Origin of the sequence: Sphingomicrobium astaxanthinifaciens, from assembly GCF_022865105.1 — a bacterium.
Lineage (GTDB): Bacteria > Pseudomonadota > Alphaproteobacteria > Sphingomonadales > Sphingomonadaceae > Sphingomicrobium > Sphingomicrobium astaxanthinifaciens.
In genome coordinates this window covers 1,017,152-1,040,610 of sequence record NZ_JAKNYM010000002.1, presented here as the reverse complement: position 1 = coordinate 1,040,610, position 23,459 = coordinate 1,017,152, and the positions used below count along the sequence as shown (strand labels likewise).

23 protein-coding genes and 1 tRNA gene are annotated in these 23,459 nt (G+C 68.2%); 12 read left to right on the top strand and 12 right to left on the bottom strand.

Annotated elements, in window-relative coordinates:
* Positions 1-188: 188 nt before the first annotated feature.
* The 7 genes from L8951_RS09140 to L8951_RS09110 all read left to right on the top strand — a co-directional run bounded on the left by L8951_RS09140 (position 189) and on the right by L8951_RS09110 (position 3,941).
* The gene (locus L8951_RS09140) at positions 189-533 is read left to right on the top strand and encodes a BufA1 family periplasmic bufferin-type metallophore (protein WP_244382705.1); all 345 of its coding nucleotides are present in this window, start codon (positions 189-191) and stop codon (positions 531-533) included.
* 90 nt (positions 534-623) lie between these two features.
* Positions 624-1,511, top strand: a complete 888-nt coding sequence (gene bufB, locus L8951_RS09135; protein ID WP_244382704.1) for an MNIO family bufferin maturase — start codon at positions 624-626, stop codon at positions 1,509-1,511.
* A complete protein-coding gene (locus L8951_RS09130) occupies positions 1,501-2,208 on the top strand; it encodes an HvfC/BufC family peptide modification chaperone (RefSeq protein WP_244382702.1) in 708 nt (235 codons plus the stop codon). The genes bufB and L8951_RS09130 overlap by 11 nt, the downstream gene beginning before the upstream one ends.
* Positions 2,205-2,645 (top strand): DoxX family membrane protein, encoded by a 441-nt coding sequence (locus tag L8951_RS09125; protein WP_244382701.1) that lies wholly within the window; start codon positions 2,205-2,207, stop codon positions 2,643-2,645. The genes L8951_RS09130 and L8951_RS09125 overlap by 4 nt, the downstream gene beginning before the upstream one ends.
* A complete protein-coding gene (locus L8951_RS09120; RefSeq protein WP_322597141.1) occupies positions 2,642-3,169 on the top strand; it encodes a sigma-70 family RNA polymerase sigma factor in 528 nt (175 codons plus the stop codon). Before L8951_RS09125 ends, L8951_RS09120 begins: the two co-directional genes overlap by 4 nt.
* 7 nt (positions 3,170-3,176) lie before the next feature.
* Entirely contained in the window at positions 3,177-3,812 is a 636-nt protein-coding gene (locus L8951_RS09115; RefSeq protein WP_244382700.1) for an NrsF family protein, read from the top strand.
* Between the two features lie 52 nt (positions 3,813-3,864).
* Positions 3,865-3,941, top strand: a tRNA-Arg gene (locus tag L8951_RS09110).
* Between the two features lie 234 nt (positions 3,942-4,175).
* Here L8951_RS09110 and L8951_RS09105 read toward each other — a convergent pair.
* From L8951_RS09105 to paaA, 8 genes are all read right to left on the bottom strand, one after another.
* A complete protein-coding gene (locus tag L8951_RS09105) occupies positions 4,176-7,655 on the bottom strand; it encodes a TonB-dependent receptor (RefSeq protein WP_244382699.1) in 3,480 nt (1,159 codons plus the stop codon).
* Between the two features lie 212 nt (positions 7,656-7,867).
* Complete coding sequence (locus tag L8951_RS09100) at positions 7,868-9,070, bottom strand: dihydrolipoamide acetyltransferase family protein (protein ID WP_244382698.1); 1,203 nt, start codon at positions 9,068-9,070, stop codon at positions 7,868-7,870.
* Positions 9,070-11,115: an alpha-ketoacid dehydrogenase subunit alpha/beta gene (locus L8951_RS09095; protein ID WP_244382697.1), complete on the bottom strand. Its 2,046-nt coding sequence runs from the start codon at positions 11,113-11,115 to the stop codon at positions 9,070-9,072. Before L8951_RS09095 ends, L8951_RS09100 begins: the two co-directional genes overlap by 1 nt.
* Positions 11,108-12,286 carry an amino acid aminotransferase gene (locus tag L8951_RS09090; protein ID WP_265535980.1) on the bottom strand — a complete coding sequence of 393 codons (1,179 nt, stop codon included), beginning with the start codon at positions 12,284-12,286 and terminating at the stop codon, positions 11,108-11,110. Before L8951_RS09090 ends, L8951_RS09095 begins: the two co-directional genes overlap by 8 nt.
* A gap of 42 nt (positions 12,287-12,328) precedes the next feature.
* The gene (locus tag L8951_RS09085; RefSeq protein ID WP_244382695.1) at positions 12,329-13,408 is read right to left on the bottom strand and encodes a ferredoxin--NADP reductase; all 1,080 of its coding nucleotides are present in this window, start codon (positions 13,406-13,408) and stop codon (positions 12,329-12,331) included.
* A gap of 4 nt (positions 13,409-13,412) precedes the next feature.
* Positions 13,413-14,267 carry a 1,2-phenylacetyl-CoA epoxidase subunit PaaC gene (gene paaC, locus L8951_RS09080; RefSeq protein ID WP_244382693.1) on the bottom strand — a complete coding sequence of 285 codons (855 nt, stop codon included), beginning with the start codon at positions 14,265-14,267 and terminating at the stop codon, positions 13,413-13,415.
* Positions 14,267-14,548: a 1,2-phenylacetyl-CoA epoxidase subunit PaaB gene (paaB, locus tag L8951_RS09075; RefSeq protein ID WP_244382692.1), complete on the bottom strand. Its 282-nt coding sequence runs from the start codon at positions 14,546-14,548 to the stop codon at positions 14,267-14,269. Before paaB ends, paaC begins: the two co-directional genes overlap by 1 nt.
* A 127-nt stretch (positions 14,549-14,675) precedes the next feature.
* Positions 14,676-15,683: a 1,2-phenylacetyl-CoA epoxidase subunit PaaA gene (gene paaA, locus L8951_RS09070; protein ID WP_244382691.1), complete on the bottom strand. Its 1,008-nt coding sequence runs from the start codon at positions 15,681-15,683 to the stop codon at positions 14,676-14,678.
* A gap of 98 nt (positions 15,684-15,781) precedes the next feature.
* Here paaA and L8951_RS09065 point away from each other — a divergent pair, with 98 nt between their 5' ends.
* The 5 genes from L8951_RS09065 to L8951_RS09045 all read left to right on the top strand — a co-directional run bounded on the left by L8951_RS09065 (position 15,782) and on the right by L8951_RS09045 (position 21,210).
* Positions 15,782-16,879, top strand: coding sequence for a GAF domain-containing protein (locus tag L8951_RS09065; RefSeq protein WP_244382690.1), 1,098 nt, complete (start codon positions 15,782-15,784; stop codon positions 16,877-16,879).
* A 23-nt stretch (positions 16,880-16,902) separates the two neighbouring features.
* Positions 16,903-17,115 carry a hypothetical protein gene (locus tag L8951_RS09060; protein ID WP_244382689.1) on the top strand — a complete coding sequence of 71 codons (213 nt, stop codon included), beginning with the start codon at positions 16,903-16,905 and terminating at the stop codon, positions 17,113-17,115.
* A 152-nt stretch (positions 17,116-17,267) separates the two neighbouring features.
* Positions 17,268-18,047, top strand: a complete 780-nt coding sequence (paaG, locus tag L8951_RS09055) for a 2-(1,2-epoxy-1,2-dihydrophenyl)acetyl-CoA isomerase PaaG (protein ID WP_244382688.1) — start codon at positions 17,268-17,270, stop codon at positions 18,045-18,047.
* 641 nt (positions 18,048-18,688) lie between these two features.
* Positions 18,689-20,710: a phenylacetic acid degradation bifunctional protein PaaZ gene (gene paaZ / locus L8951_RS09050; RefSeq protein WP_244382687.1), complete on the top strand. Its 2,022-nt coding sequence runs from the start codon at positions 18,689-18,691 to the stop codon at positions 20,708-20,710.
* 68 nt (positions 20,711-20,778) lie between these two features.
* Complete coding sequence (locus tag L8951_RS09045) at positions 20,779-21,210, top strand: CBS domain-containing protein (protein WP_244382686.1); 432 nt, start codon at positions 20,779-20,781, stop codon at positions 21,208-21,210.
* A gap of 154 nt (positions 21,211-21,364) precedes the next feature.
* Here L8951_RS09045 and L8951_RS09040 read toward each other — a convergent pair whose 3' ends face one another.
* Genes L8951_RS09040 through L8951_RS09025 form a run of 4 tightly spaced genes read right to left on the bottom strand, consistent with a single transcriptional unit; the run spans position 21,365 to position 23,436 of the window.
* On the bottom strand, positions 21,365-21,907 hold the full coding sequence (locus tag L8951_RS09040) for a F0F1 ATP synthase subunit B family protein (protein ID WP_244382684.1): 543 nt from the start codon (positions 21,905-21,907) through the stop codon (positions 21,365-21,367).
* Positions 21,900-22,394, bottom strand: a complete 495-nt coding sequence (locus tag L8951_RS09035; RefSeq protein ID WP_244382683.1) for a F0F1 ATP synthase subunit B family protein — start codon at positions 22,392-22,394, stop codon at positions 21,900-21,902. The genes L8951_RS09040 and L8951_RS09035 overlap by 8 nt, the downstream gene beginning before the upstream one ends.
* Before the next feature lie 29 nt (positions 22,395-22,423).
* On the bottom strand, positions 22,424-22,651 hold the full coding sequence (locus L8951_RS09030) for a F0F1 ATP synthase subunit C (RefSeq protein WP_085217225.1): 228 nt from the start codon (positions 22,649-22,651) through the stop codon (positions 22,424-22,426).
* Positions 22,652-22,680: 29 nt separating this feature from the next.
* The gene (locus tag L8951_RS09025; protein WP_244383224.1) at positions 22,681-23,436 is read right to left on the bottom strand and encodes a F0F1 ATP synthase subunit A; all 756 of its coding nucleotides are present in this window, start codon (positions 23,434-23,436) and stop codon (positions 22,681-22,683) included.
* Between the last annotated feature and the right edge of the window lie 23 nt (positions 23,437-23,459).

Sequence of the window (23,459 nt, the reverse complement as noted above, 5' to 3'; positions counted from 1 at the left end):
CTTCATGATCGCTGTTGGCGCCCTTCTAGCACCGGCCCTTGTGGCGCTGCAACAAAAGCGCAGCGCGTGCAGCAACGGGTGCAGCAATCGCCGCACAAAATGCGCCCCGCTGTAACCCCGTGCGCGGATTGGACGAACAGGGGGGTGCGGGACCACGACGCGCTCCCGCGCCACAAAGGGAGCCAGAGATGACCGATCTTGCCAAGACTACCGCTGCCGCCACCGCGCTGCTCGCGCTCGCCGCCTGCGGCAACCAGCCCGCCGCCCCCGCCGCCGAGGGCAATGCCCAGAGCGCCGAGGTGCGCGGCGCGCAGACCAGCGAGGCCAGCGCCGAGAAGGTCAAATGCTACGGCGTCGCGCTCGCCGGCAAGAACGACTGCGCCGCCGGCCCCGGCACCAGCTGCGCGGGCACCTCGACCGTCGACTACCAGGGCAACGCCTGGAAATATGTCGAGGGCGGCGAAGAAGGCTGCAACGCCATGGGCGGCACGCTGACCGAGCAGGACAATAACGATCCGGGCCTGCCCGCCTAGGGCCCGGATCGTGGCGCCCCGCCCCGCCGCCCGCTGTCCCGCGACGCGCGGCGGGCGGGGTGCCGTTGCGTCCCGACGAGGAACCGCCGCATGACCCGCCACCGCCACCGCGACCGACCCGCCCCCTCCCCGCTGCCGCCCCGCGCCGGCATCGGGCTCAAGCCGCAGCATTTCGCGCCCTTCCTCGAGGCGCGCGAGCGCGGGCAGGGTCCGGGCTGGATCGAGGTGCATCCGCAAAATTACATGATGGCGGGCGGCCCCTCGCACCGCTGGCTCGGCGCGGTGCGTGCGGCAGTGCCGGTCAGTTTCCATTCGGTCGGGCTGTCGATCGGCGACCCCGACGGCTGCGACCGCGACGAGCTCGAACGGCTCGCCGCGCTGTGCGAGCGCTACGCGCCGGCGATGGTGTCCGATCACCTCAGTTGGTCGAGCCTCGGCGGCGAACGGCTGCCCGACCTCCTCCCGCTGCCGATGACCGCCGCCTCGCTGGCGCATTTCGTGACCGAGGTGGGGCGCATCCAGGATCGGCTCGCGCGCCCGATCCTGATCGAGAACCCGAGCCGGATGGTCGCCTTCGCCGAGGACAGCTACGACGAGGCCGAATTCCTCGCCGAGCTGGTCCGCCGGTCGGGCTGCGGGCTACTGGTCGATGTCAACAACATCCTCGTCGCGCGCACAAATGTCGGCATCGACCCCCACGCCTATCTCGACGCGCTGCCGCTCGAGGCGATCGGCGAGATCCACGTCGCCGGCCATGCGCTCGAGCGCCACCCGGGGGGCGCGCTGCTCGCGATCGACGACCATGGCTCGCCCGTCAGCGAGGAATGCTGGGCGCTGCTGGCGGCCCTGCTCGAACGGTGCGGGCCGCGACCGGTACTGGTCGAGCGCGACAATGACGTGCCCGCCTTCGCCACCCTCGCCGCCGAGGCGGCGCGCGCCGAACGGCTGCTCGAGGGAGCGCTGTCGCATGCGGCCTGATCCCCAGATCGCCTTCGCCACCGTGCTCGAGCAGGGCCCCGCGGCGCTGCCCGGAGGGTTGCTCGCGGGGCCGCGGGGCGCCCAGCTGCGCGGGCTCAAGGCCTATGCCAATACGATCCGCCACGCCCGGTTCGTGGCGCTCGAGGATAGCTATGCGCGCACCCGCGCGGCGATGGGCAAGGCGGCGTTCCATGCCGCCGCCGACGCCTTTCTCGCGACCCCGCCGCCGCGCCGCCGGGCGTTGCGCGCGATCGGCGCCGGCTTTGCCGAGCAGCTCGCCCGCGCGCACGAGCGCGACCTCGCCCGCGCCGAATGGCTGTTCCTCGAGGCGCATGGCGCGCCCGACACGCCCGCGCTCGACCTCGCGGCGATCGCCGGGCTGACCCCGGCGGCGCTGCTCGCGCTGCGGGCGACGGTCCACCCCGCGCTGCGGCTCCTCCGCCTCGAGGAGCCTTCGCGGTTCCGCTGGGAGGGGGAAGCCGCGGGCGCGGCGCGCTACCTCCTCTTCACGCGCCCCGAGGCGCGCTGCCGCCACCATTTTGCGAGCGCCGGGGTCGCCGCGCTGCTCGCACTGCTGGAGCGCCCGCGGCCGATGGCGGCGCTGCTCGAGCGCGATGCCGCGGCGACAACGCTGCTGGTCGAGGCCGGCGGGCTGGCGCCGGCGACCGACCCCGATGGCGCGGCGGCGGCATCATGATCCGGCCCGCCGCCCTTCGCCGCCTCGCCGGCCACCCGCTCGTCACCGACCTCGTGCTGCTGTTCGTGCGGATCGGGCTTGGCGCCATCTTCTGGCAGTCGGGGCGCACCAAGGTCGAGGACGGCAGCCTGTTCGCCATCAGCGACACCACCTTCTTCCTGTTCGCCAACGACTATTCGGGGGTGCCGTTGCTTCCCTCCGCGGTGGCGGCGGTGGCGGCCACCGTGGCCGAGCACCTGCTGCCGCTGCTCCTCGCGCTCGGGCTTGCGACGCGGCTCGCCGCGGCGGGACTGGTGGCGATGACGCTGGTCATCCAACTGTTCGTCTATCCCGCCGCCTGGTGGGTGCCGCACATGGGCTGGGTCGCGCTCGGGCTGGTGCTCGTCACGCAGGGGCCGGGGCGCCTCAGCGCCGATTTCCTGCTAGACAGGAGATGATGCGCCACAGCGACCAAGACTTGCGCACGCTGATGCGCGCCGCACAGGGCGGCGACCGTGCCGCCTATCGCGCCGCGCTGGCCGCGCTGGCCGACTGGCTCGGCGGCTATTTCGCGCGCCGGATCGCTCCCGCGCAGGTCGACGACCTCGTCCAGGAGACGCTGCTCAGCGTGCATCGCAAGCGCAGCAGTTACGATCCCGACCGCCCGTTTTTTCCTTGGGTCGCCGCGATCGCGCGCTATCGCTGGATCGACGCGCTGCGCGCGCGCGCGCGCCGCCCCGAGACCAGCCTCGAGGCCGAGCCGCCGGTCGCCTCGCCCGAGGAACCGGTGCTCGCGCGGCTCAGCCTCGACCAGCTGATCGGCCACCTGCCCGCCCCGCAGGCGCGCGCGATCACCCTGACCAAGGTCGAGGGGCGCAGCGTGGCCGAGACCGCCCGCCTCACCGGGCAGAGCGAAAGCGCGGTGAAGGTCAATGTCCATCGCGGCCTGCGCAAGCTGGCCGCCCTCGTGGAAAGCGAATGAGAAACCGATGACCGAACGCCTCGACATGATGATCGACGACCTTGCCGCCGAGCTGGCGCCGCAGCCCGCGGTGCGCGAGCGCGACGGGCGTCGCGCCGCGCTCGCCGCCGCGCTCGTCACCATCGCGCTGGTGATCGGGCTGCTCGGGCTGCGCCCGCAGCTGGTCAACGGGGTCGCCGACGCGCTCGTCCTCGTCACCACCGCGCTGTTCGCGCTGCTCGCGCTCGCCGCGGGGCTGAGCGCGATCCGCATGGCGCAGCCCGCGGTCGGCGCGCCGCGCGGGGGCGCGCTGTGGCTGTTCGTCGCGATGCTCCTGTTCCCCGCGATCGCGCTCGTCGAGCATCTGGTCGGGCGCCCTGCCGATGCGCAGGCGCAGATCGGGCTGATGTGCCTCCTCAACGGGGTCGGCGCGAGCCTGTTCACCGCCGCGGTGATCGTGCGCCACCTGCGCCGCGGCGCGCCCGTCCTGCCCGAGGCGGCGGGGCTGTGCACCGGGTTGGCGGCGGGCGCGGTGGGCGCGGTGGCGATCACGCTCGAATGCGGGGGGTCGTCCTTCGCGCACCTCGCCTTCTTCCACGTCGGGATCGTCGCGGCCTGGGCGCTGATCGGGCGGCTCGTACTCGCGAGGCTCGTGCGTTGGTAGGGACTTGAACCCGGCCCCCCGCTCGGCTAGGCGCCATGGACCGGCCGGCAAAGCACCCATAGCTCAGCTGGATAGAGCGCTGCCCTCCGAAGGCAGAGGCCAGAGGTTCGAATCCTCTTGGGTGCGCCAGCCGCCGGTTCCTCGCATCCGGGCTTGACCCCCGCGCGCTGCCGGTACTGGCAGCGTCCGCGCGCCCGCGTGCCAACTTGCCTCCCTCAATGTCTCCGACTCCCGCACCGCCGCGCGCCAGCGCGCGGGGTGGCGGCACGCGGCTCGGGTCGGCACGCGCGGGCTCGGCGCAACGAAAAACCCCCGCCCGGACGAACCGGACGGGGGCGTTTCTGGCCGGAGCCCTACGAGCGACTAGAACTCGTAGCGGGCACCGATCTTGAGGCGCCAGGTCGAGGCGTTCGTGCGAACGTCGGCCGGCTCGTCGCGGAAGCTGTTGAACCGCTCGATGACATAGAGGCCGTCATCGTCGACGCCGCCCTCGATCATCCCGCGGGTGGTCCCGTAGGTCCGCAGCGCGTTCCAGTCGCCGTCGATGAAGTTCAGGAAGTTGTCCATCGTGGCGAACAGTTCGATTCGATCGTCGACACCGAACAGGTTCCCCGGCCCCGGCAGTTCCTGCGCGATGCGCAGGTCCATGTCGAAGTACCACGGGTTGCGGCAGGTGTTGGCGAGGATCGAGAGCCCGGCGATATACTCGCAGTTGCTCTCCTCGACGAAGGCGAGGAAATCGGTCACCGCCGCCGGATCCGAGAAGGGCGACAGGTTCGGATCGTTCACACCCGTGGGGATGTAAGCGAGCGCGTTGAAGTCACCCGACGAGCTGTCCTGGAAGCCGAAGTCGCGGTCCGCGCCTTCGCCGTAGACGAGGCTGTAGGGACGACCCGAGGTGGCACGGAAGAACACGCCGAGCGAGGTCTGATAGTCCTCGACGAATTCCTCGCGCAGCCCGACCGAGACCGAGAAGTTATGCTCGGACACGTAGCTCGACTGACGCACTTCGGGATACCAGCGATCGAACGCGGCGGTCCGGTCGTAGCCCGAGGTCGCGGTCGAGTTGTCGTTGGTGCGACGCTCGTACGCATCGGTGAAGGCGTAACCGAAGTTGAAGTAGCCGCCGCCACCCGAGGTGACGAGACCACCGCGCCAGTTCTTGCGCAGCACCGCCGAAACGGTGTGGCTGGCATAGCCCTCGGCGTTGGTCAGCTGGATTTCATCGTCACGACCCGTGCCGAAGCAGCTCGGCGACAGGTTGGTCCACTGATACTGGCCGTCAACCTTGACCAGTTCGGCGTTGCAGCTCGAACGGGTCGGGTCGATCGGCGAGTAGATCGGGCGACCATCGACCGCGAACCCGCGCGTCGCCGCGAGGCGATCAAGGTCGGGAGCCATGATCAGATCGACGAAGTTGTACGGGTTGTTGTAGCGCGAGTAGATGTAGTCGACGTTGAGGTTCCAATCGTCGAGCAGCCCGCCCGAACCGTCACCGAAGCGGGTCCCGAAGCCGAGGTTGGCACGGGTCACCGTGGCCAGCTTGAGATCCTGGTCGGTCGACTGGGTGTCGCCGAGACCGCGCGCCGCCTGGTCACGCGCCGCGTCGAAGACGCAGTCGATGAACCCGGTGAACTGGCCGTTCACGACGACGTCGATCTGACCGTTGGTCATGTTCTCGCCCGAGCAGTTCGCGAAGCGGGTCGAGCTGTTGCCGATGAAGCCATTGTTCGAGAAGGCATTCGACAGCCACACCGCCGGATCACCGCCCGAGAATAGGCCGATCCCGCCGGTCACCTTGCTGTTGTAGAAGAACCCGTTGTTGTCGAGCTCGTAGGCGAAGGCCACACGCGGCATCACCAGCGGGTCGAGATTGTCGAACGAGGGGTTGTTGGCAAAGCCGTAGCGTTCGAGGAAGTTCGGGTTCTCGCGCGGGGTGCTGCCCGAGTAGAATTCGGCGCGCAGCCCGAACAGCACGTTGAGCTGGTCGGTAACGGTCCAGTCGTCCTGGACGTAGGCCGACCAGATCGTGCGGTTCCATTCCGCGGCGGCCTCGTTGGGATCACCCGTCGGGGTCGCGTTGATGTCGGCGCCCCAGCCGTCACCGAGGACGAGGTCCTCGCCGTCGGGGAAGAAGCCGCGGCCACCCGCGAGCAGGCCTTCCTCGAGATCCGCGAAGTTCTCGAAGTAGAGCGTGCCCGTCGCGTTGATGATGAACAGGTTGTAGATGTCGAGATGGTTCATCTCGCCGCCCACGGTGATGAAGTGGTCGCCCGCTTCATAGTTGGCGAGCGCCTTGGCCTGGTCGACGGTGTAGTCGAGCTGGTTGGCCGAGCGGAAAATGCCGGGGCCCGAGTTGAGCGTGCCGGCTTCGCAGCCCGAGGTGCCGATCACGTCCTCGAGGGTCTGGCCCGCGGGGACGGTGCAGCCCTCTTCGAGCACGCCGACGACGAGACGGACGATCGGGTTGTCTTCCTGCGCCTCGCCGCCACCGACGGGGCCCTGCTTGTCGCTGATTTCCGAGCGGCTGTAGCGCACTTCGGTCGACAGGCGATCGGTCCACTGCGAGAACAGGCGCGCCGAATAGTAATCCGAGTTGGTGCCTTCGTTCTCGTAGCTGTTGAGGCCGCCGTAGGAACCGCCACCGAAGTCGCTTTCGACGCGATCTTCGTTGAAGTGCTGGTAGGTCGCCTCGAGGCGGTGATCATCGGTGATGTAGGCGTCGATACGACCGAAATACTTCTGGTTCGTATTGGGCGCCGAGCGGACAATCGGGCCGATGTCGTAGCCGTAGACGCGGCTCAGGATGTCCGAATAGGTGTTGAACTGGTCTTCGGTGACGAAGTCGACTTCGTTGGCGAAGCCCATGCCCTTGGGGCCACGGTCGATCGCGCTGGCGGCGTCGAGTTCCTCATAGCCCGCGAAGAAGAACAGGCGGTCCTTGAGGATCGGGCCGCCGAGGGTGGCGCCGAAGCGCTTCTCGTCGAACACGCCCTTTTCGAAGGTTTCGCCGCCGGCGGTGTCGCCGCGCATGTCCTGGTCGCGATATTCGAAGAAGGCGCTACCGTGGAATTCGTTGGTACCCGACTTGGTCACCGCGTTGATCGCGCAGCCCGTGAAGGCACCATATTCGACGTCGAAGGGCGCGAATTCGACCGCGGTTTCCTTGATCGCGTCGAACGGGATCGGGCCCGAGTTGCGGCCCGCGAACGGGGTGTTGTTGAGACCGAAGAGGTCGGCCTGCGCGATGCCGTCGACAGTGAAGACGTTGGTGCGATCGTTGCCGCCGAGGCAGCTGATGCGATCGACGTCGTCGCCCGAGGTCTCGATCGCGACGCGCGGGTCGATGCGGATGAAGTCGCGGACGTCGCGGCTGATGGTCGGCAGGGTCTCGAGGACTTCCTGGCTGATCGACTGGCCCGGGCCGAGCGCGCGCTGGGTCTCGCCGGCGCGGCTGCCGGTGATGACGATCGCTTCTTCGGTGACCGTGTCCGAGGCCGACGCGAGGTCGAAGCTGAAGCTGGTCGAACCGGTCAGGTTGATGAAGACGTTTTCGACGACCTGGCCCTGATAGCCGGGCGCATTGACCGCGACCATATACGGACCGCCGGTCGGCAGGCCGGTGGTGTTGAAGCGGCCGTCGGCCCCCGTCATCTGGGTGCTGGTGGCGCCGGTGCGCGTGTCGGTGATGACCACGGTCGCATTCTCGATCGCGGCGCCGGTGTCGGCACGCACGGTCCCCTCGATGCCCGAAGTGGTCTGCTGCGCAGCGGCAGGCGTGGCCACGACCATGGCAGTGGTCGTGAGCGCACTCGCCGCCAACAGGACGGAAAGTTTCTTCATTGTGATTGATCCCCGCAAAAAAGACTTACAAGCGCCACCGCCTCCTAAGCCGCAGCGACGCTCAGCCGGGCCGGTAACCGCGAAATGTGACAGCCGCGTGGCGATTTGTCACAATTCGGCATAATCTTCCCGGGTGCGGCGAAAAGGCACCAGAAAAGCGGCGGTTTTGCGCGGTTTAAGCCGGTTTTCGCGGGGGGCGTTCGATCACCGCCTCAAGCGGGCGGCCACTGCTCGAGGATCTCGACGAAGCGGGCCAGCCAGCCGTTGGTCTGGTGCCCGTCGACGACGCGATGGTCGATCGTCAGCGTGACATAGGCCATCGGGCGGATGACCATGACGTCCTGCCCGTCGAGCTCGCGCACGACGACCCGCTTTTCCAGCTTGCCGACGCCGAGGATCGCCGCCTGCCCCTGGTGCAGGATGATCGGCGCGGCGAGCAGGCTGCCCGACACGCCATGGTTGGAGATGGTGAAGCTGCCCCCCGACACGTCCTTGCGATCGAGCTTGCCCGCGCGCGCCTTGTCGGTGAGTTCGCCGAGCTGCCTGCCGATCTCCTCGAGGCTCGCGCCGCCGCAATCGCGCACCACGGGCACGACCAGCCCCTTGTCGCCAAGCGCGGTGCCGACGCCGATGTCGATCGTGTCGGAAATGGCGATGCGGTCCTCTTCCCAGCGCCCGTTGATCGCGGGCGCCACCGCCATCGCCTCCGCCGCAGCCTTGACGATGTAGGCGGTGTAGCTGAGCTTGACCCCCTTCGCCTTCATCGCCGCCTTGTGCGCCGCGATCGCGGAGAAATCGGCTTCGAACAGCGCGGTGACATGCGGCGCCTGCGAGACCGCCTTGACCATGTTCTGCGCGATCGTCCGGCGCATCCGGTCGTGCGGGATGTCGGCCGAATCGAAGCCCTCGACGACGCGCGGCTGCGCGGTCTTGGGGGCGCCAACATGGCTGACCGTGGCCGACGCCACCGCCTTGTCGACGTCCTCGAGCGTGACGCGCCCGTCGCGGCCCGTGCCCTCGATATGCGCGGGGTCGATGCCATGTTGCAGGACCGCGCGCTTGACCGCGGGCGACAAGCGCGTCTCGCGCAAGACCTCCGCCTTGGCGGCCGGCTTGGATGCGGGCGCCTGCGGCTGGGGTGTCGTCGCGGCCTCGGGCTTCGCGGCCGGCTCGCTCGCCTCGCCCGCCGCGTCGATCCGCGCGAGCAGCGCACCGGGCTCGGCCTCGGCATCGCTGTCGAGCAGGATCTCGGTGAGCACGCCACTCGCGGGCGCGGGCACTTCCTGCGTCACCTTGTCGGTCTCGAGCTCGACCAGCGGGTCGTTTTCCTCGACCCGCTCGCCCACCTGCTTGAGCCAGCCGCGCACGACCGCCTTGGTGCCTTCCTGTTCCTCGGGAACGAGAACGTCGATCATCAGAACTCCAGCATCTCGGTGATCTTGGCGCGGATATCCTCGACCGAGGGGACCGCGGCTTCGAGCAACTTTGGGTGATGCGGCGAGGGAATGTCGGGCATCGTCACCCGCTCGACCGGCGCGTCGAGGTCGAGGAACGCCTCGTCGGCGACCACCGCGGCGATCTCCGCCCCGAAGCCGCCGGTGCGCAGGTCCTCGTGGACGATCAGGCAGCGGTGCGTCTTGGCGACGCTTTCGAGCACCATGTCCTTGTCCCACGGCTGCAGCGTGCGCAGGTCGATGACGTCGGCGCCCATGTCCTTCGCGGCTGCCTCGCAGCGCGGCACCATCGCGCCCCAGGTCACGATGGTGATCCGGTCGCCCTGCATCGTCTTCTTCGCCTTGCCGAAGGGCAGCACATAGCCGTCCCCCGGATAGGGCCGCCGTGCCCAGCTGTCGTCGAGCATCGCGCGATGTTCGAAGAAGATGGTGGGATCGTTGCCGCGCAGCGCCATGCGCAGCAGCCCGACCGCATCCTCGGCGTTGGACGGGACCGCGACGCGCCAGCCCGGATTGTGCACGAACTGCACCTCGTTGGTCTGGCTGTGCCACGGGTCGCCGCACTTGAAGAAGCCGCCCGGGATGCGCAGCACCATGGGCGCGGCGAAACGATTGTGCGTGCGCCAGCGGATGGTGCCGCAATCGTTGATTTGCTCGGTCGCGGGCTCGGCATATTTGCGGAACTGGATCTCGGGCACGGGCAAGAGCCCCGCCATCGCCATCCCGATCGCGCGTCCGACGATGCCTTCCTCGTTGAGCGAGGTGTCGAACACGCGCTCCTTGCCATACTTGTCCTGGAGGCCGAGCGTCACCGCATGGACGCCACCCTTGGGGCCGACGTCCTCGCCGAAGACACTCATCTTCGGGTTGGCCTCGAGTTCCTGGTCGAGCACGCGGCGGATCGCGGTGACCATGTTGATGCGTTGCCCCTCGGGGCGCGGGTCCTCGTGCGTGCCCTCGAGGCTGAGCCCCGCCTGCCCGCCGACCTTGGCTTGTTCGCCCTCGAAGAAGACGCCGCTGGTGACCTTCTCGGGGTCGGACACGGCGCGGGCCTCGGCTTCCTGCCGGGCCGCATCGACCTCGCGCGCCACCGACGCCTCGATCATGTCCCAGTCGAGATTGTCCGCCAGCTTCTTCAGCTTGGGCAGCGGATCGCGCGCCCATTCGGCGGTCTTTTCCTCGTCTGACTTGTAGGCCTGCGTGTCCTGCGCGCTATGCCCCTCGAGCCGGGGCACGGTGAGGCGGCACAGCACCGGCCCCTTGCGGTTGCGGACATGCGCCACCGCCTCGCCGATCTGCCTGGCGGCGGACTCGGGATCGGTGCCGTCACCGTCGAAGATGGTGAGGTTCTTGAAGCTCGAAAGGTTGGCCGCGATGTTGCGCCCCGGCGTCTGGTAATCGCTCGTCACCGAGATGCCGTAGCCATTGTCCTCGATAAAGAAGAGCAAGGGCAGGTTCTGCGTCGTGGCGATGGTCAGCGCCGACCAGAAACCGCCGGTCGCGCAGCTCGCATCGCCACCCAGCACCACCGCGATCGCACCATCGTCCTTCTCGCCCAGCACCTTGGCCTTGTAGGTGATCGCCTGCGCCCAGCCGGCGGCGGGCGTATATTGCGCCCCCACCCCGCCGCACATCGGCAGCGCATGCGCCCCGCCCGGGTTGGGATAGTTGAAGACGACGCCGATATCGCGCCCGTCCGAATAGCCGCCCTCGCGCCCCATGTTGGAGCCCAGCGCATCGGCCAGTTCAACCCCGAGCGCGAGCAGCATCGGGCGCGAGCGATAATAGCCGCAGGCCGCATCGCCCTCGCGCAGGTGCAGCCCGAGCATGACCTGCGCCATGTCGTGGCCGCGCGCACTGAATTGGTAGAGCACCTTGCGCGCGGGGACGAGCTCCTCTTCCTCGAGCCGGTCCATCTCGCGGCTGGTCAGGACGAGACGCGCGACGTCTTCCCAGGCGAAGGCCAGCTTGTCGGTGCGCGCAGCGGGGTCAGCCAGACTAGCCATCGATCACTGCTTTCACGCTGTCGCAGAAATAGTCGACCTGGTCATCGCCCATCCCGCAGATGTTGAACCGCCCCGAGCCCGCGACATAGATGGCGAATTCCTCGCGCAGTCGCGCCACCTGCTCGGGCGTGACCGGCAGCATCGAGAACATGCCCTTCTGCCGCCCGATATAGGACAAGCGCGGATCGCTGGCCGCGATCGCCTTGCGCAGCCCGTTGATGCGTTCGCGCATGCCGTCGAGTTCGGCGCGCCAGTCGGCCCGCAGCGCCTCGTCCTCGAGCACGATCCGCACCACCGCGGCGCCATGGTCGGGCGGCATCGACCACAGTTCGCGCGCCAGCTGCATGATCCAGTCCAATGCCAGCTTGGTCGCCTCGCCGTCCCTGCCCTTGACGAACAGCGTGCCGACGCGGTCGCGGTACATGCCGAAATTCTTATCGCAGCTCTGCGCCACGATCGCCTCGTCGACCGCCTCGACCAGCGCGCGCGTACCCGCCGCGTCGTCCTCGAGCCCGTCGCCGAGCCCCTGATAGGCGATGTCGATGAAGGGGATCAGCCCGCGCGCGGCGATGATGCTGCGCACCTTGGCCCACTGGCCGGCATCGAGGTCGGCGCCGGTCGGGTTGTGACAGCAGCCGTGGAGCAGCACGACATCGCCCTTGTCGGCACGCTCGAGCGCGGCGACCATCGCGTCGAACTGGATGCTGGCGCTCGCCTTGTCGTAATAGGGATAGGCCTCGATCGTCAGCCCGGCGCCCTTGATGAGCGGCTCGTGATTGGGCCAGGTCGGGGTCCCCACCCAGACCTTGGCGTCGGGACGCGCGGCGCGCACCAGCGCGAAGCCGAGCGCGAGCGCGCCGCACCCGCCGGGGGTCTGCAGCCCGACCAGCCGGTCGGTGCCCCACAGCGGCCCGAACAACAGCCGACCGACCGCCTCGGCATAGCCCGCATCGCCGCGCATGCCGAGATAGCCCTTGCTGTCCTGCGTATCGTGGAGCCGTTGCTCGGCCTCGCGGACCGCGCGCATCACCGGGGTCGCGCCGTCCGAGGTCTTGTAGACCCCAACGCCGGCATCGATCTTGTGCGGCCGGTCATCGGCGCGCGCCATCACCATCAGCTGCAGCAACGCGTCCGGCTCTATGGGCTCGAGCCCTGAAAACAGTCCTGACATGGGTGGAGGGCTTAGCCCCGAACCGCAGTGGCCGTAAAGGCGTCAGGCGTCATAATCGACGCGCACCTCGTCACCTACCGGGACTGACTGGCAGGTTAGCACGTAGCCCGCCGCGATCTCCTCGTCGGTCAGCCCGTAGCGCGCGGCCTGCTCGACCTTGCCCTTGACCACCCGCGCGCGGCAGGTCGCGCACACCCCCGCCTTGCAAGCGAAGGGCGCGGGCAGCCCCGCCTCGCGCGCCGAATCGAGGATGTTCTCGCCGTTGAACTCGACCCTGCGCGCGCGCCCGTCGAGATTGACCCAAAAGCTGTGCCCCGCGGCCTGCTGCTTGGCGGCCATGACCTTGCGCGCCTCGGCGGCCGAGGGGGTGGAGGCGGTGAAGCGCTCGATATGGATCCGCTCCTTGTCGACCCCATGCTCGAGCAGGCTCGCCTCGGCAGCATCCATCATCGGCCCGGGGCCGCAGATGAAGAAGGCGTCGATCGTCGCGGGGTCCTCGAGCAGCTGCTCGATCACCGCATCGCAGGTCGCGCGATCGAGCATGCCGTTGAACAGCTCGACCTCGCCTTCCTCGTCGGACAGGAAATGGAACGGCTGGAAACGCGACAGGTAGCGGTCCTTGAGGTCCGAGATCGCATCGAGGAAGATGACGCTGGCGCTGTCGCGGTTGCCGTAGAACAGCGTGAACCGGGCCTCGGGCTCGACCGACAGGGCGGTGCGAATGAGGCTCATCACCGGGGTGATCCCCGAGCCGCCGGCGAAGCCGACATAATGGCGCGGCGGCGCGTCCTCGGCGAAGGGGTAGGTGAAGCTGCCGTGCGGGGGCATCACCTCGAGCGTGTCGCCCGGCTCGAGCCGATCGCCGACCCAGTTGGAAAAGCGCCCGCCCTCGATCCGCTTGACCGTGACCTTGAGTTGGCCCTCGTGCGGGGCGACGCACAGCGAATAGTTGCGCCGCACTTCTTCGCCGTCGATCTCGGCCTTGAGCGTCAGGTGCTGCCCCGCCTTGAAGGCGAACAACGGCTTGTGCTCGTCGGGGACATCGAAGGTGATCGAGTTGGCATCCTCGGTCTCGCGGGTGATCGCGGCGATGCGAAGCGGGATGAAATGATCGCTGCTCATCGTGCTACCACTTGGCCTCGGGATAGGTGCGCGGCAGATATTGCATTACCGCCAGCAGGTGCCCGAGATGCTCCGAATGGTGGCCGCGCCGCCCGCCGAGGATGGGACGCTGCTCGGCCGGCGCGTCGAGCGTGGCCTCCTCGAGCGTGGCCGCCAGCGCCGCGCGATACTCTTCCTCGAAGCTGCGCGGGTCGACCGCGATCCCGCGCTGGACCAGCGCCTCGAGTTCCTCGGTAACCTCGAACAGTTCGGGGATGAAGCGCCAGCACCAGTCGAGCCCCGCGGCCATCCGCCGCTTGCTCTCCTCGGTGCCATCGCCCAGCCGGACGACCCAGTCGTGGCTCAGCTCGCGGTGATAGGCGACTTCCTTGACGCTCTTGGCGGCGATCCCCGCGATCGCCTCGTCGGACGCGCCCGCGAGCCGCTCGAGCAGCAGGTGCTGCCAGGTCGAGAACAGCAACTGGCGCGCCATCGTCTGCGCGAAATCGCCATTGGGCTGTTCGACGAGCAGGCAGTTGCGAAAATCGAGCACGTCGCGATGGAAGGCCAGCGCGTCGGCATTGGCGTACCGCTCGTCGTGCCGCGCCGCGAGGCCGAGCCAGTTGGTCGCCTGGCCGATAAGGTCGAGCCCCATGTTGGCAAGGCTGAGATCGACCTCGAGCGCGGGGGCATGGCCGCACCATTCGGACAATCGCTGGCCGAGGATCAGCGCGTCATCGCCCAGGCTCGTGACATAGGCGATGGTCGCCTCGTCGTGCGCGCTCGCGGTCGGCGCATCGAAACTGCCCTCGGGCGCGCCGGCGTCGCTGGCGGCGGCGCGGGCCTCGTCCTTCTCGCTGATCGTCGGCAGGCTGGGCATCAGATATGCTTCACTTCGTCGGGGATCTCGTAAAAGGTCGGGTGACGGTAGACCTTGTCGGCGGCGGGCTCGAAGGTGGGACCGGACTGGTCGGGATCGCTCGCCACGATGTCGCTCGACTTCACCACCCACAGCGACACCCCCTCGAGCCGACGGGTATAGGTGTCGCGCGCGTGGTTGAGCGCCATCTCGCGGTCGGGCGCATGCACGCTGCCGACGTGGCGGTGGCTCAATCCTCCCTTGGCGCGGACGAACACTTCCCAGAGCGGCCAATCGGACACGCGATCTCTCCCCTTTTCCTGACGGGCGTGGCTTAGGCGCATGGCGGCGGGCTTGTCCAGCCAGCCGTGTCGAGCCCGGTCGCGTCCAGCCGACCGTCGCCAGCCGGCGGTGTCGGGCCGGGCGTCCCTAGGCGACCTTGCGCGCGGCCTTCTTGGCTTCGTGCGCGTCGGCCGCCTCGCGCACCCACGCGCCATCCTCCCACGCATCGCGGCGCGCCTTCATGCGCTCCTTGGCGACGGGGCCCTCGCCCCGCACCACGGCGTAGAATTCCTCCCAGTCGATCTCGCCGAAATCATAGCCGCCCTTGGCCTCGTTCCACGACAGGTCGGGGTCGGGCACGGTGAGGCCCGCGAACTCGGCCTGCGGGACGGTGATGTCGACGAACTTCTGCCGCAGCTCGTCATTGGTCTCGCGCTTGATCCGCCAGCGCATCGAGCGCTCGGTGTTGGGCGACTGGTCATCGGGCGGACCGAACATCATGAGGCTCGGCCACCACCAGCGGTTGATCGCATCCTGCGCCATCCGCTTCTGCTCGGGGGTACCGTTCGCGAGCACCAGCATCGCCTCATAGCCCTGCCGCTGGTGGAAGCTTTCCTCCTTGCACACGCGTACCATCGCGCGCGCATAGGGGCCGTAGCTGGCGCGCTGGAGCGGCACCTGGTTCATGATCGCCGCGCCGTCGACCAGCCAGCCGATCGCGGCGATGTCGGCCCACGTCAGCGTGGGGTAGTTGAAGATGGTGCTGTACTTGGCCTTGCCCGAATGCAGTGCCTCGATCATTTCCTCGCGGCTCGTGCCGAGCGTCTCGGCGGCGCAGTAGAGGTAGAGCCCGTGCCCGCCCTCGTCCTGCACCTTGGCGAGCAGGATCGCCTTGCGGCGCAGCGAAGGCGCGCGGGTGATCCAGTTGCCCTCGGGCAGCATACCGACGATCTCCGAATGCGCATGCTGCGAGATCTGGCGCACCAGCGTCTTGCGATAGGCTTCGGGCATCCAGTCCTTGGGCTCGATGAACTCGTCGGCGGCGACCCGCGCCTCGAAGGCCTCGACCAGCGCGGGATCCTCCGCGCCGTCGATCGCGGTGACGTTCGCGCCCTCGGGGGGCTGTTTCTGCTTGTCGAGTTCGGTCGTATACATGTCCTCCAGATAGGCGCAACCGCGCCTTTTTTCAAACCGGCAAAAAGCACGTGCTTTCATTCGCTTGCATCGAAACGGGTGAATGTTATGGCAGAGAAATGATTGCAGATTGTCATCCCGAGCAAGAACAGCGGCTGCGCGCGCTGCGGCGTTACGGGGTGCTCGACACCCCGCGCGAGAAGGAATTCGACGACATCGTCGCGCTGGTCTCGACCTTCTGCGAGGCGCCCGTCTCGGTGGTCAATTTCATCGATGCCGAGCGGCAGTGGTTCAAGGCCGAGACCGGATTGGGGGTGCGATCGACCCCGCTCGATACGAGCCTGTGCAGCCATGTCATCCTCGAGGACGATTTCGTCGAGATCCCCGATACGCTCAGCGACCCGCGGATGGCGGACAATCCGCTGTGCATCGGCGACGGCGGGTTCCGCTTCTACGCCGGCGCGCTCCTCAAGAGCAGCGAGGGGCTGCCGCTCGGCACCCTGTGCGTCCTCGACACGCGCCCGCGCACCCTCGACCGGCAGCAGCGCGAGCTGGTGCGCGTGCTCGCCGAACGGGTCATGCGCGAACTCGAACTTCGCCTGCAGCTCGAGCGCGAGAGTCTGCTCAAGCGCGAGATCGACCATCGCGCCAAGAATTCGCTGTCGATGATGCATGCGCTGATCCACATGGAGCAGCGTCAGTCCGCCCATCCCGAAACGCGCAGCGCGCTGGCCTCGGTCGCCGCGCGGCTGTCGGCGCTGGGTGCGGTGCACGAGGCGATGACCGTCGCCGACAGCGACCACCTGGTCGGGCTTGCGGGGATGATGGGCAAGATCGAGGCGGGGCTTCGCCAGCTATTGCCCGAGTCGATCGGGCTCGACCTTCGCGTCGACGAGATCGAGATCGACACGGGGCGCGCCAATGCGCTCGCCCTTGTGGTCAACGAATTCGTCGCCAACTCGGCCAAGCATGCGTTCGACGGGCGCGCCGACGGGCACATCGCCATCCGCCTCCGCGCGCTCGACGAGGCGCGGTTGATGTTGTGCTGCGAGGACGACGGCATCGCGACCGCCGACGTGACCGACCGCCTCGCCTCGGCCAGCGGGATCGGCACCAAGGTGATCGACACGCTGGCGGCCTCGCTGGGGGATCGCGCCCGATGGGGCTATGCCGACCCCGGGGTGCGGCTCGAGATCGGCCCCGTGCCGATCCGCTGACACCCGCCGCGAGAGGACCCTTCATGATGCGAAGCTGCCCCAAATGCCAGTCGAGCCAGATCGATGCGGGCTATGTCGTCGATCATGGCTATGGCGAGAAGAAGGTCGCCAGCTTCCACGCGGGCGCGCCCGACAAGCGCTGGTGGGGATTGAAGACGAGCAAGGCCGCCACCACCCCCGTGACCGTCTATCGCTGCACCCGCTGCGGCTATCTCGAAAGCTATGTCAAGGGCTGAGGCGCCGCCCCTTGAGGGTGCCAGCGCGTAAAGGTCGCGGCGATCACGCCGTCGGCGGGCGGCCCGGCCCGCGCGCGCCGCACCCGTCCCGCCCGCGCGACCGGGGCCCGCAACCACTGGCGCGCGTGCCGAGCGCGCACTAGGAAGGGCGCATGACCGAGCAGACCATCCTCATCGAGCGCGACGATCATGTCGCCACCCTCACCCTCAACCGTCCCGACCGCCTGAACAGTTTCACCGCCGACATGCATGCCGAGCTGAAGCGCGCGATCCGCGAGGTGCATGACGCGCGAGTCCTCGTCCTCACCGGGGCGGGACGCGGCTTCTGCGCAGGACAGGACTTGAACGATCGCAAGGTCGCGCCGGGCGAGGCGGTCGACCTCGGCGAGACGGTCGAGGAGAGCTGGAACCCGCTCATTCGCACCATCGCCACCCTGCCCCAGCCCGTCCTGTGCGCGGTCAACGGGGTCGCCGCGGGCGCCGGGGCGAGCATCGCGCTCGCCTGCGACCTGACCTTCGCGGCGCGCTCGGCGCGCTTCATCCAGAGCTTCTCGGCGATCGGGCTCGTGCCCGACAGCGGGGGCAGCTGGCACCTGCCGCGCCTCATCGGCCAGCAGCGCGCGCTCGGGCTGGCGCTCACCGGCGAGCCGCTCGACGCCGAGCAAGCCGCCGAATGGGGGCTGATCTGGAAGGTGGTCGACGACGATCTCCTTGCCGAGGAAGTGCGCGCCACCGCGCACCGGCTCGCCAGCCTCCCCCCGCTCGGGCTCGCCGCGATCAAGAAACTCATCCGCACCACGGGCGAGCGCAGCCTCGAGGCCGAACTCGACCTCGAGCGCGACGAGATGCGTCGCCTTGGCTACACCGAGGATTATCGCGAGGGCGTCGCCGCCTTCCTCGAAAAGCGCAAGCCGGTGTTCAAGGGCAAATAGGCCGGCCGCCGCGCGCCCGCGTCCCGGTCTCCCGGCGCCAACGCGCCTGCCAGTAGGAAGGTGGTAACCACCAGGTCAGCGCCGACGCGCGCCCGCGATCGGCGCGCACCGCCCTGGCGTTCCGACCCGCGCGATCGACGCCGCGCGCGCCGGCGGGTCAGCCGATCAAGCGCGCGAGGGTCGACAGCCCCGTCACCAGCGCCTGCGCGAGCCCGGCGCCGCAGGTCACCCCGACCAGCGCGACCACGAGCTTGCGCCCCAGCCCCGCGGCCGCGCCGTCGTCGCCCCGCGCGCGCGCCGAGCGATGCGCGTTCCTCGCGGACCGTGCGGGCGATCGCGCGGCGGCGCGCCTCGGGGAGCGCCTCGGCCCGCGGCACCAGCAGCGAGCGACTGTCCTCGACCCGGCGGGGATAGGTCGGCACGTCGATGAGCGCGCGCTTCCACGCCGACCGGCGGGGTCGGGCGGGGGCGGCGGGGCAGTCCGCCGGGTCGAATTGGTGACGCATGTCCATGGCCGTCTCATACCGCGCCGGGCGCCGCGCCGCGCGCGCGAAAGGGTCCGGATCGGAGGAGGGTCGCGGGTGGTTGCCGCGCTCCCCCCCGGCCCGCTACACCGACGCGCAACAAGGAGAGAAGAATCCATGAAGACCCCCGAGCTCTTGAACTATGCGCGCGATGAATGGACCCGCGGCGCCGGCGACCTGCGCGCGATCCCCAGCGCGATCGACGGCAGCACCATCGCCGCCACCGGCTCGGACGGGCTCGACTTCGCCGCCATGCTCGCCCATGCGCGCGACGTCGGCGGCCCCGCGCTCAGGAAGATGACCTTCCATGAGCGCGCGTGGATGCTCAAGACGCTCGGGCTCGCCATCATGGAGCGGAAGGAAGAGCTCTACGCGCTCAATCCGCATTCGGGCGCGACGCGCAAGGATGGCTGGATCGACATCGACGGGGGCGCGCTCACGCTGCTGAGCTACAGCTCCACCGGCCGCAAGAAGCTGCCCGACGCGCATGTCCTGCTCGACGGAGAACAGGAGCCGCTCGCCAAGGAACCAGGCTTCGTGGGCCAGCATATCATGACCCCCAAGCAGGGCGCGGCGGTCCACATCAACGCCTTCAACTTCCCCGTCTGGGGGATGCTCGAGAAGGTCGCGCCGACGCTGCTCGCGGGGATGCCCTGCATCGTCAAGCCCGCCACCGCGACCGCCTATCTCGCCGAGGCCGCGTTCCGCATCATGATCGAGACGGGCGTGCTGCCCGAGGGCGCGGTCCAGCTCATCGTCGGCGGCGTGGGCGACCTGTTCGAGCATCTGGGCGGGCAGGACGTCGTCAGCTTCACCGGTTCGGCGCAGACCGCGAACAAGCTCAAGAACCACCCGACCGTGCTCGAGGAGAGCGTCACCTTCGTCGCCGAGCAGGACAGCCTCAATGCCTCCGTCCTCGGCCCCGATGCCGGCCCCGACAGCCCCGAATTCACGCTCTTCGTCGACGAGGTGGTACGCGAGATGACGGTTAAGGCGGGGCAGAAGTGCACCGCCATCCGCCGGGCACTCGTGCCCGAGGCCCAGCTCGATGCCGTCGAGAAGGCGATGAACGAAAGACTCTCCGCGCTCACTATCGGCGATCCGCGCGAGAAGGAGACCCAGCTAGGCGCGCTCGTCAGCTGCTCGCAGCGCGACGACGTCCGCGCCAAGATCGCCGAGCTGACCCGAGGCGGCGCGCGCATCGTCTACGGCGATCCCGACGCCGATGTCGGCACCGAGGGCGGTGCCTTCATCACCCCCTGCCTCCTGCGCGCCGATGATCCGTGGAGCGCCGATGCGGTGCACGATGTCGAGGCCTTCGGCCCCGTCGCCACCATCATGCCTTACAAGGACGTCGATGACGCCATCGCGCTCGCCAATCGCGGCATGGGCAGCCTCGCGCTGTCGATGTTCAGCCACGACGAGGCTGCCGCCGCCACCTTCGTGCGCGGCGCCGCCGCCTTCCACGGCCGCATGCTCGTCATCAACCGCGACAATGCCAAGCTCTCGACCGGCCACGGTTCGCCGCTCCCCGTCCTTGTTCACGGAGGCCCCGGCCGCGCCGGTGGGTCGGAGGAAATGGGCGGGGTGCGCGGCCTGCATCACTACATGCAGCGCACCGCCATCCAGTCGACCCCCGCGATGATCGCGGCGATCAGCGGCCAATATGTCGCGGGAGCGCCCAAGCATGAGAGCCCCGTCCACCCCTTCCGCCTCAAGATGAGCGAGATGGAGCTCGGCCAGACCTTCTTCTCCAAGAGCCGCACGGTGAACCTCGAGGACATCGAGCGCTTCGCCCGCTTTACCGGCGACACCTTCTACGCGCACATGGACGAGGAAGCCGCCAAGGCGTCCCCCATCTTCGAGGGTCGCGTCGCCCACGGCTATCTGATCCTGAGCTTCGCTGCCGGGCTGTTCGTCGACCCCGAGCCCGGCCCCGTGCTGGCCAACACCGGCATCGAGGATCTGAAGTTCCTCACCCCGCTCTACCCGGGCGACAGCATGCGCGTCGAAATCACCGTCAAGTCCAAGTCGATCAAGTCGGAGGAAACCGGCGTGGTGAAGTGGGCGGTCGAGATCTTCAACCAGGATGAAGAGCTCGTCGCGACCTACACTCTCCTCACCGAAAACACGCCCTAGGCCCGGAACGACCGCTGTTGCGCTCCCGTTAATTTGTTGAATCACAACTGAAAAGTGGGAGCGTAACGATGCAGATCGATCAAGTCATGACCAAGGACATCAAGACCGTCTCGCCGTCGGAATCGGTGAAGAAGGCTGCCAGCTTCATGCTCAGCGAAGACACCGGCTCGATCCCCGTGTGCGACGGCGACAGGCTCGTCGGGATGATCACCGACCGCGACGTCGCGGTGCGCGGCATTTCCGAAGGCAAGGACCCCGATTGCGCGGTCTCGGAGCTGATGAGCAAGGACCCCGTGAGGATCCGCTCGAGCGAGGATGTCGAAAGCGCCGCCAGGAAGATGAGCGAGTGCCAGGTCCGCCGCCTGCCAGTGATCGACGACAGCGACCGGCTGGTCGGGATGGTGAGCCTCGGCGACATTGCCCGCCAGACCGATGGCGAGGCCGAGCAGATCGCCCTCGAAGGCGTCAGCGAACGCGGCGAGCTCCACAAGCAATCGTAACGAGAGAGATTTCCGCACCACGGGAGAACATGGGGCGGAAGACGAGACAGGAGCGAGGATGGCGATGGCCATCCTCGCCTTTTCGCTTTCGCGCAAACAAGAAGGGCCCGGAAGCGTCTGCCTCCGGGCCCTTTCCTGTTCTTGCGCAAGGCTCTTAGCCGAGCTTGGTGATCGCCTCGTCGATCAGCTTGGCATCGGTGCTCGCATCGGCCTTGTCGGCAATGATGCTGGTGGCGGCATCGCGCGCGGCCATCGCGGCGGTCGCCTTCAATTCGGCGATCGCGGCGCGCTGCTCGGCGGCGATCTTGGCCTCGGCCATCGCCTTCTTGCGCGCCACCATTTCCTTGGCGTCGGCGGCGGCCTTGTCGATCAGCGCGGCGGCCTCGTCCTCGGCGCGGGCGCGGATCGCGTCGGCGTCCTGCTGCGCGGCCTTGGCCTTGGCCTCATATTCGGCGCGCAGCGCTTCGGCCTCGGCGCGCAGCTGCTTGGCCTCGTCGAGCTGCTCGCGGATCGCCGCGATCTTGGCATCGAGCGACTTGCCGATCGCGCTCGGCACCTTCTTCCACAGCATGAGGAGGATGACGGCGATCATCGCGAAGGCGACCCAGACGGCGCCATCGGTGAAATAGGTATAGTCGGCGTCCGCGTGGGTCGCGACCTCGGTTTCGATCACGGGCTCGCCGGGCAGGTTAGCCATGGGTGAGTTCCTTCTTCACCGCGGCGGTCGCGGTGCGCTGGTCGATGCTGAGGCCAGCGACCTTCTGGACCATCGCCTGCGTCGCCTCGGCCGCCATCGCCTCGAGTTCGGCACGGGCAGCCTCGCGCTGCTGCGCGAGTTCCGCGGCGGCGGCGGCAAGCTTCTTGTCGATCGTGGTCTCGGCGCGCTTGAGGCTCGCTTCGGTCTTCTTGGCCGCGGTCGCCTTGGCTTCGGCATTGGCCTTGGCCGCATCGGCGCGCGCGGCGTCGAGGCCGGCACGATAGTCTTCCTCGAGCGCGTCGGCGGCCTTCTGGGCCGCTTCGGCTTCCTTGAGGTCGGCTGCGATCTTGTCGTCGCGCAGGTCCACCGTCTTCTGGATCTTGGGCACCATGCCATAGCCGATGAAGACCAGGATGGCGCCGAAGAAGACCGTCAGCCAGAACAGCTGCGAGGCGTAGATTTCCGCAATTTGTGCAAGTTGCGGCATGAGCCGACCCCTTGGAAGCTAAAGTCTAGTTACGCGACGAAGAGCAGGATCATCGCGACGACGAACGCCAGCAGGCCGAGCAGTTCGGCGGCGGCGAAGCCGATGAAGAGGCGACCCTGCTGGCCGTCAGCGGCGGCCGGGTTGCGCAGCGCGCTCTCGAGGAACGAGCCGAAGACGTTACCAACGCCAAGGGCGGCCATACCCACGCCGATCGCGGCGAGACCGGCACCGAGCAGCTTTGCGGCTTCTGCGTCCATGATAAAACTCCTGTGTTGAAAAAATTCGGTTAGTGAAGGTTGATCGCGTCGTTGAGGTACAGCGACGTGAGCAGGGCGAAAACATAGGCCTGGATGCCGGCCACGAGGATCTCGAGCATTGAGATGCCGATCATCAGGATGAAGCTGGGGATCGAGACGATCGCGAGCGTGGCGATGCCCCCCGCCGAGCCGTTGATCACGAAGCCCGCCAGCACCTTCAACAGGATGTGCCCCGCGGTCATCGCGACGAACAGGCGCAGCCCCAGGCTGATCGGGCGGAACATGAAGCTGAACAGCTCGATCAGGAAGATGAGCGGGACCATCACGGTCGGGGTGCCGTGCGGCACGAACAGGCTGAAGAAGTGCAGCCCGTGCCGCGCGAAGCCGACGATCAGCACCAGCGCGAAGCTGACCAGCGCGAGCACGCCGGTGATGGTGATGTGGCTGGTCACGGTGAAGGCGTGGACCCCCGCCGCCGCGGTCGGCAGCAGGCCGAGCAGGTTGGCGAAGAGGATGAACATGAACAGCGAGAAGACATAGGGCACGAACTTGCGCCCTTCCTTGCCGATGTTGGTGTCGATCATCCCGGTGATGAAACCGGTGAAGCCCTCGACCGCCATCTGCCAGCGCCCCGGCACCAGCTCGCGCTTCATGCCGCCGAGCATGAACACGCCGAGGACCACCAGCGTCGCCGCCATCCAGGCCGCGCTGTTGGTGAAGGGGATCTGATACCCTGCAATTTCCCATCCCTGCCCGAAGAGGGGCTGCACCTCGAACTGGTGCATCGGATCGATCTTGCCGCCTTCTG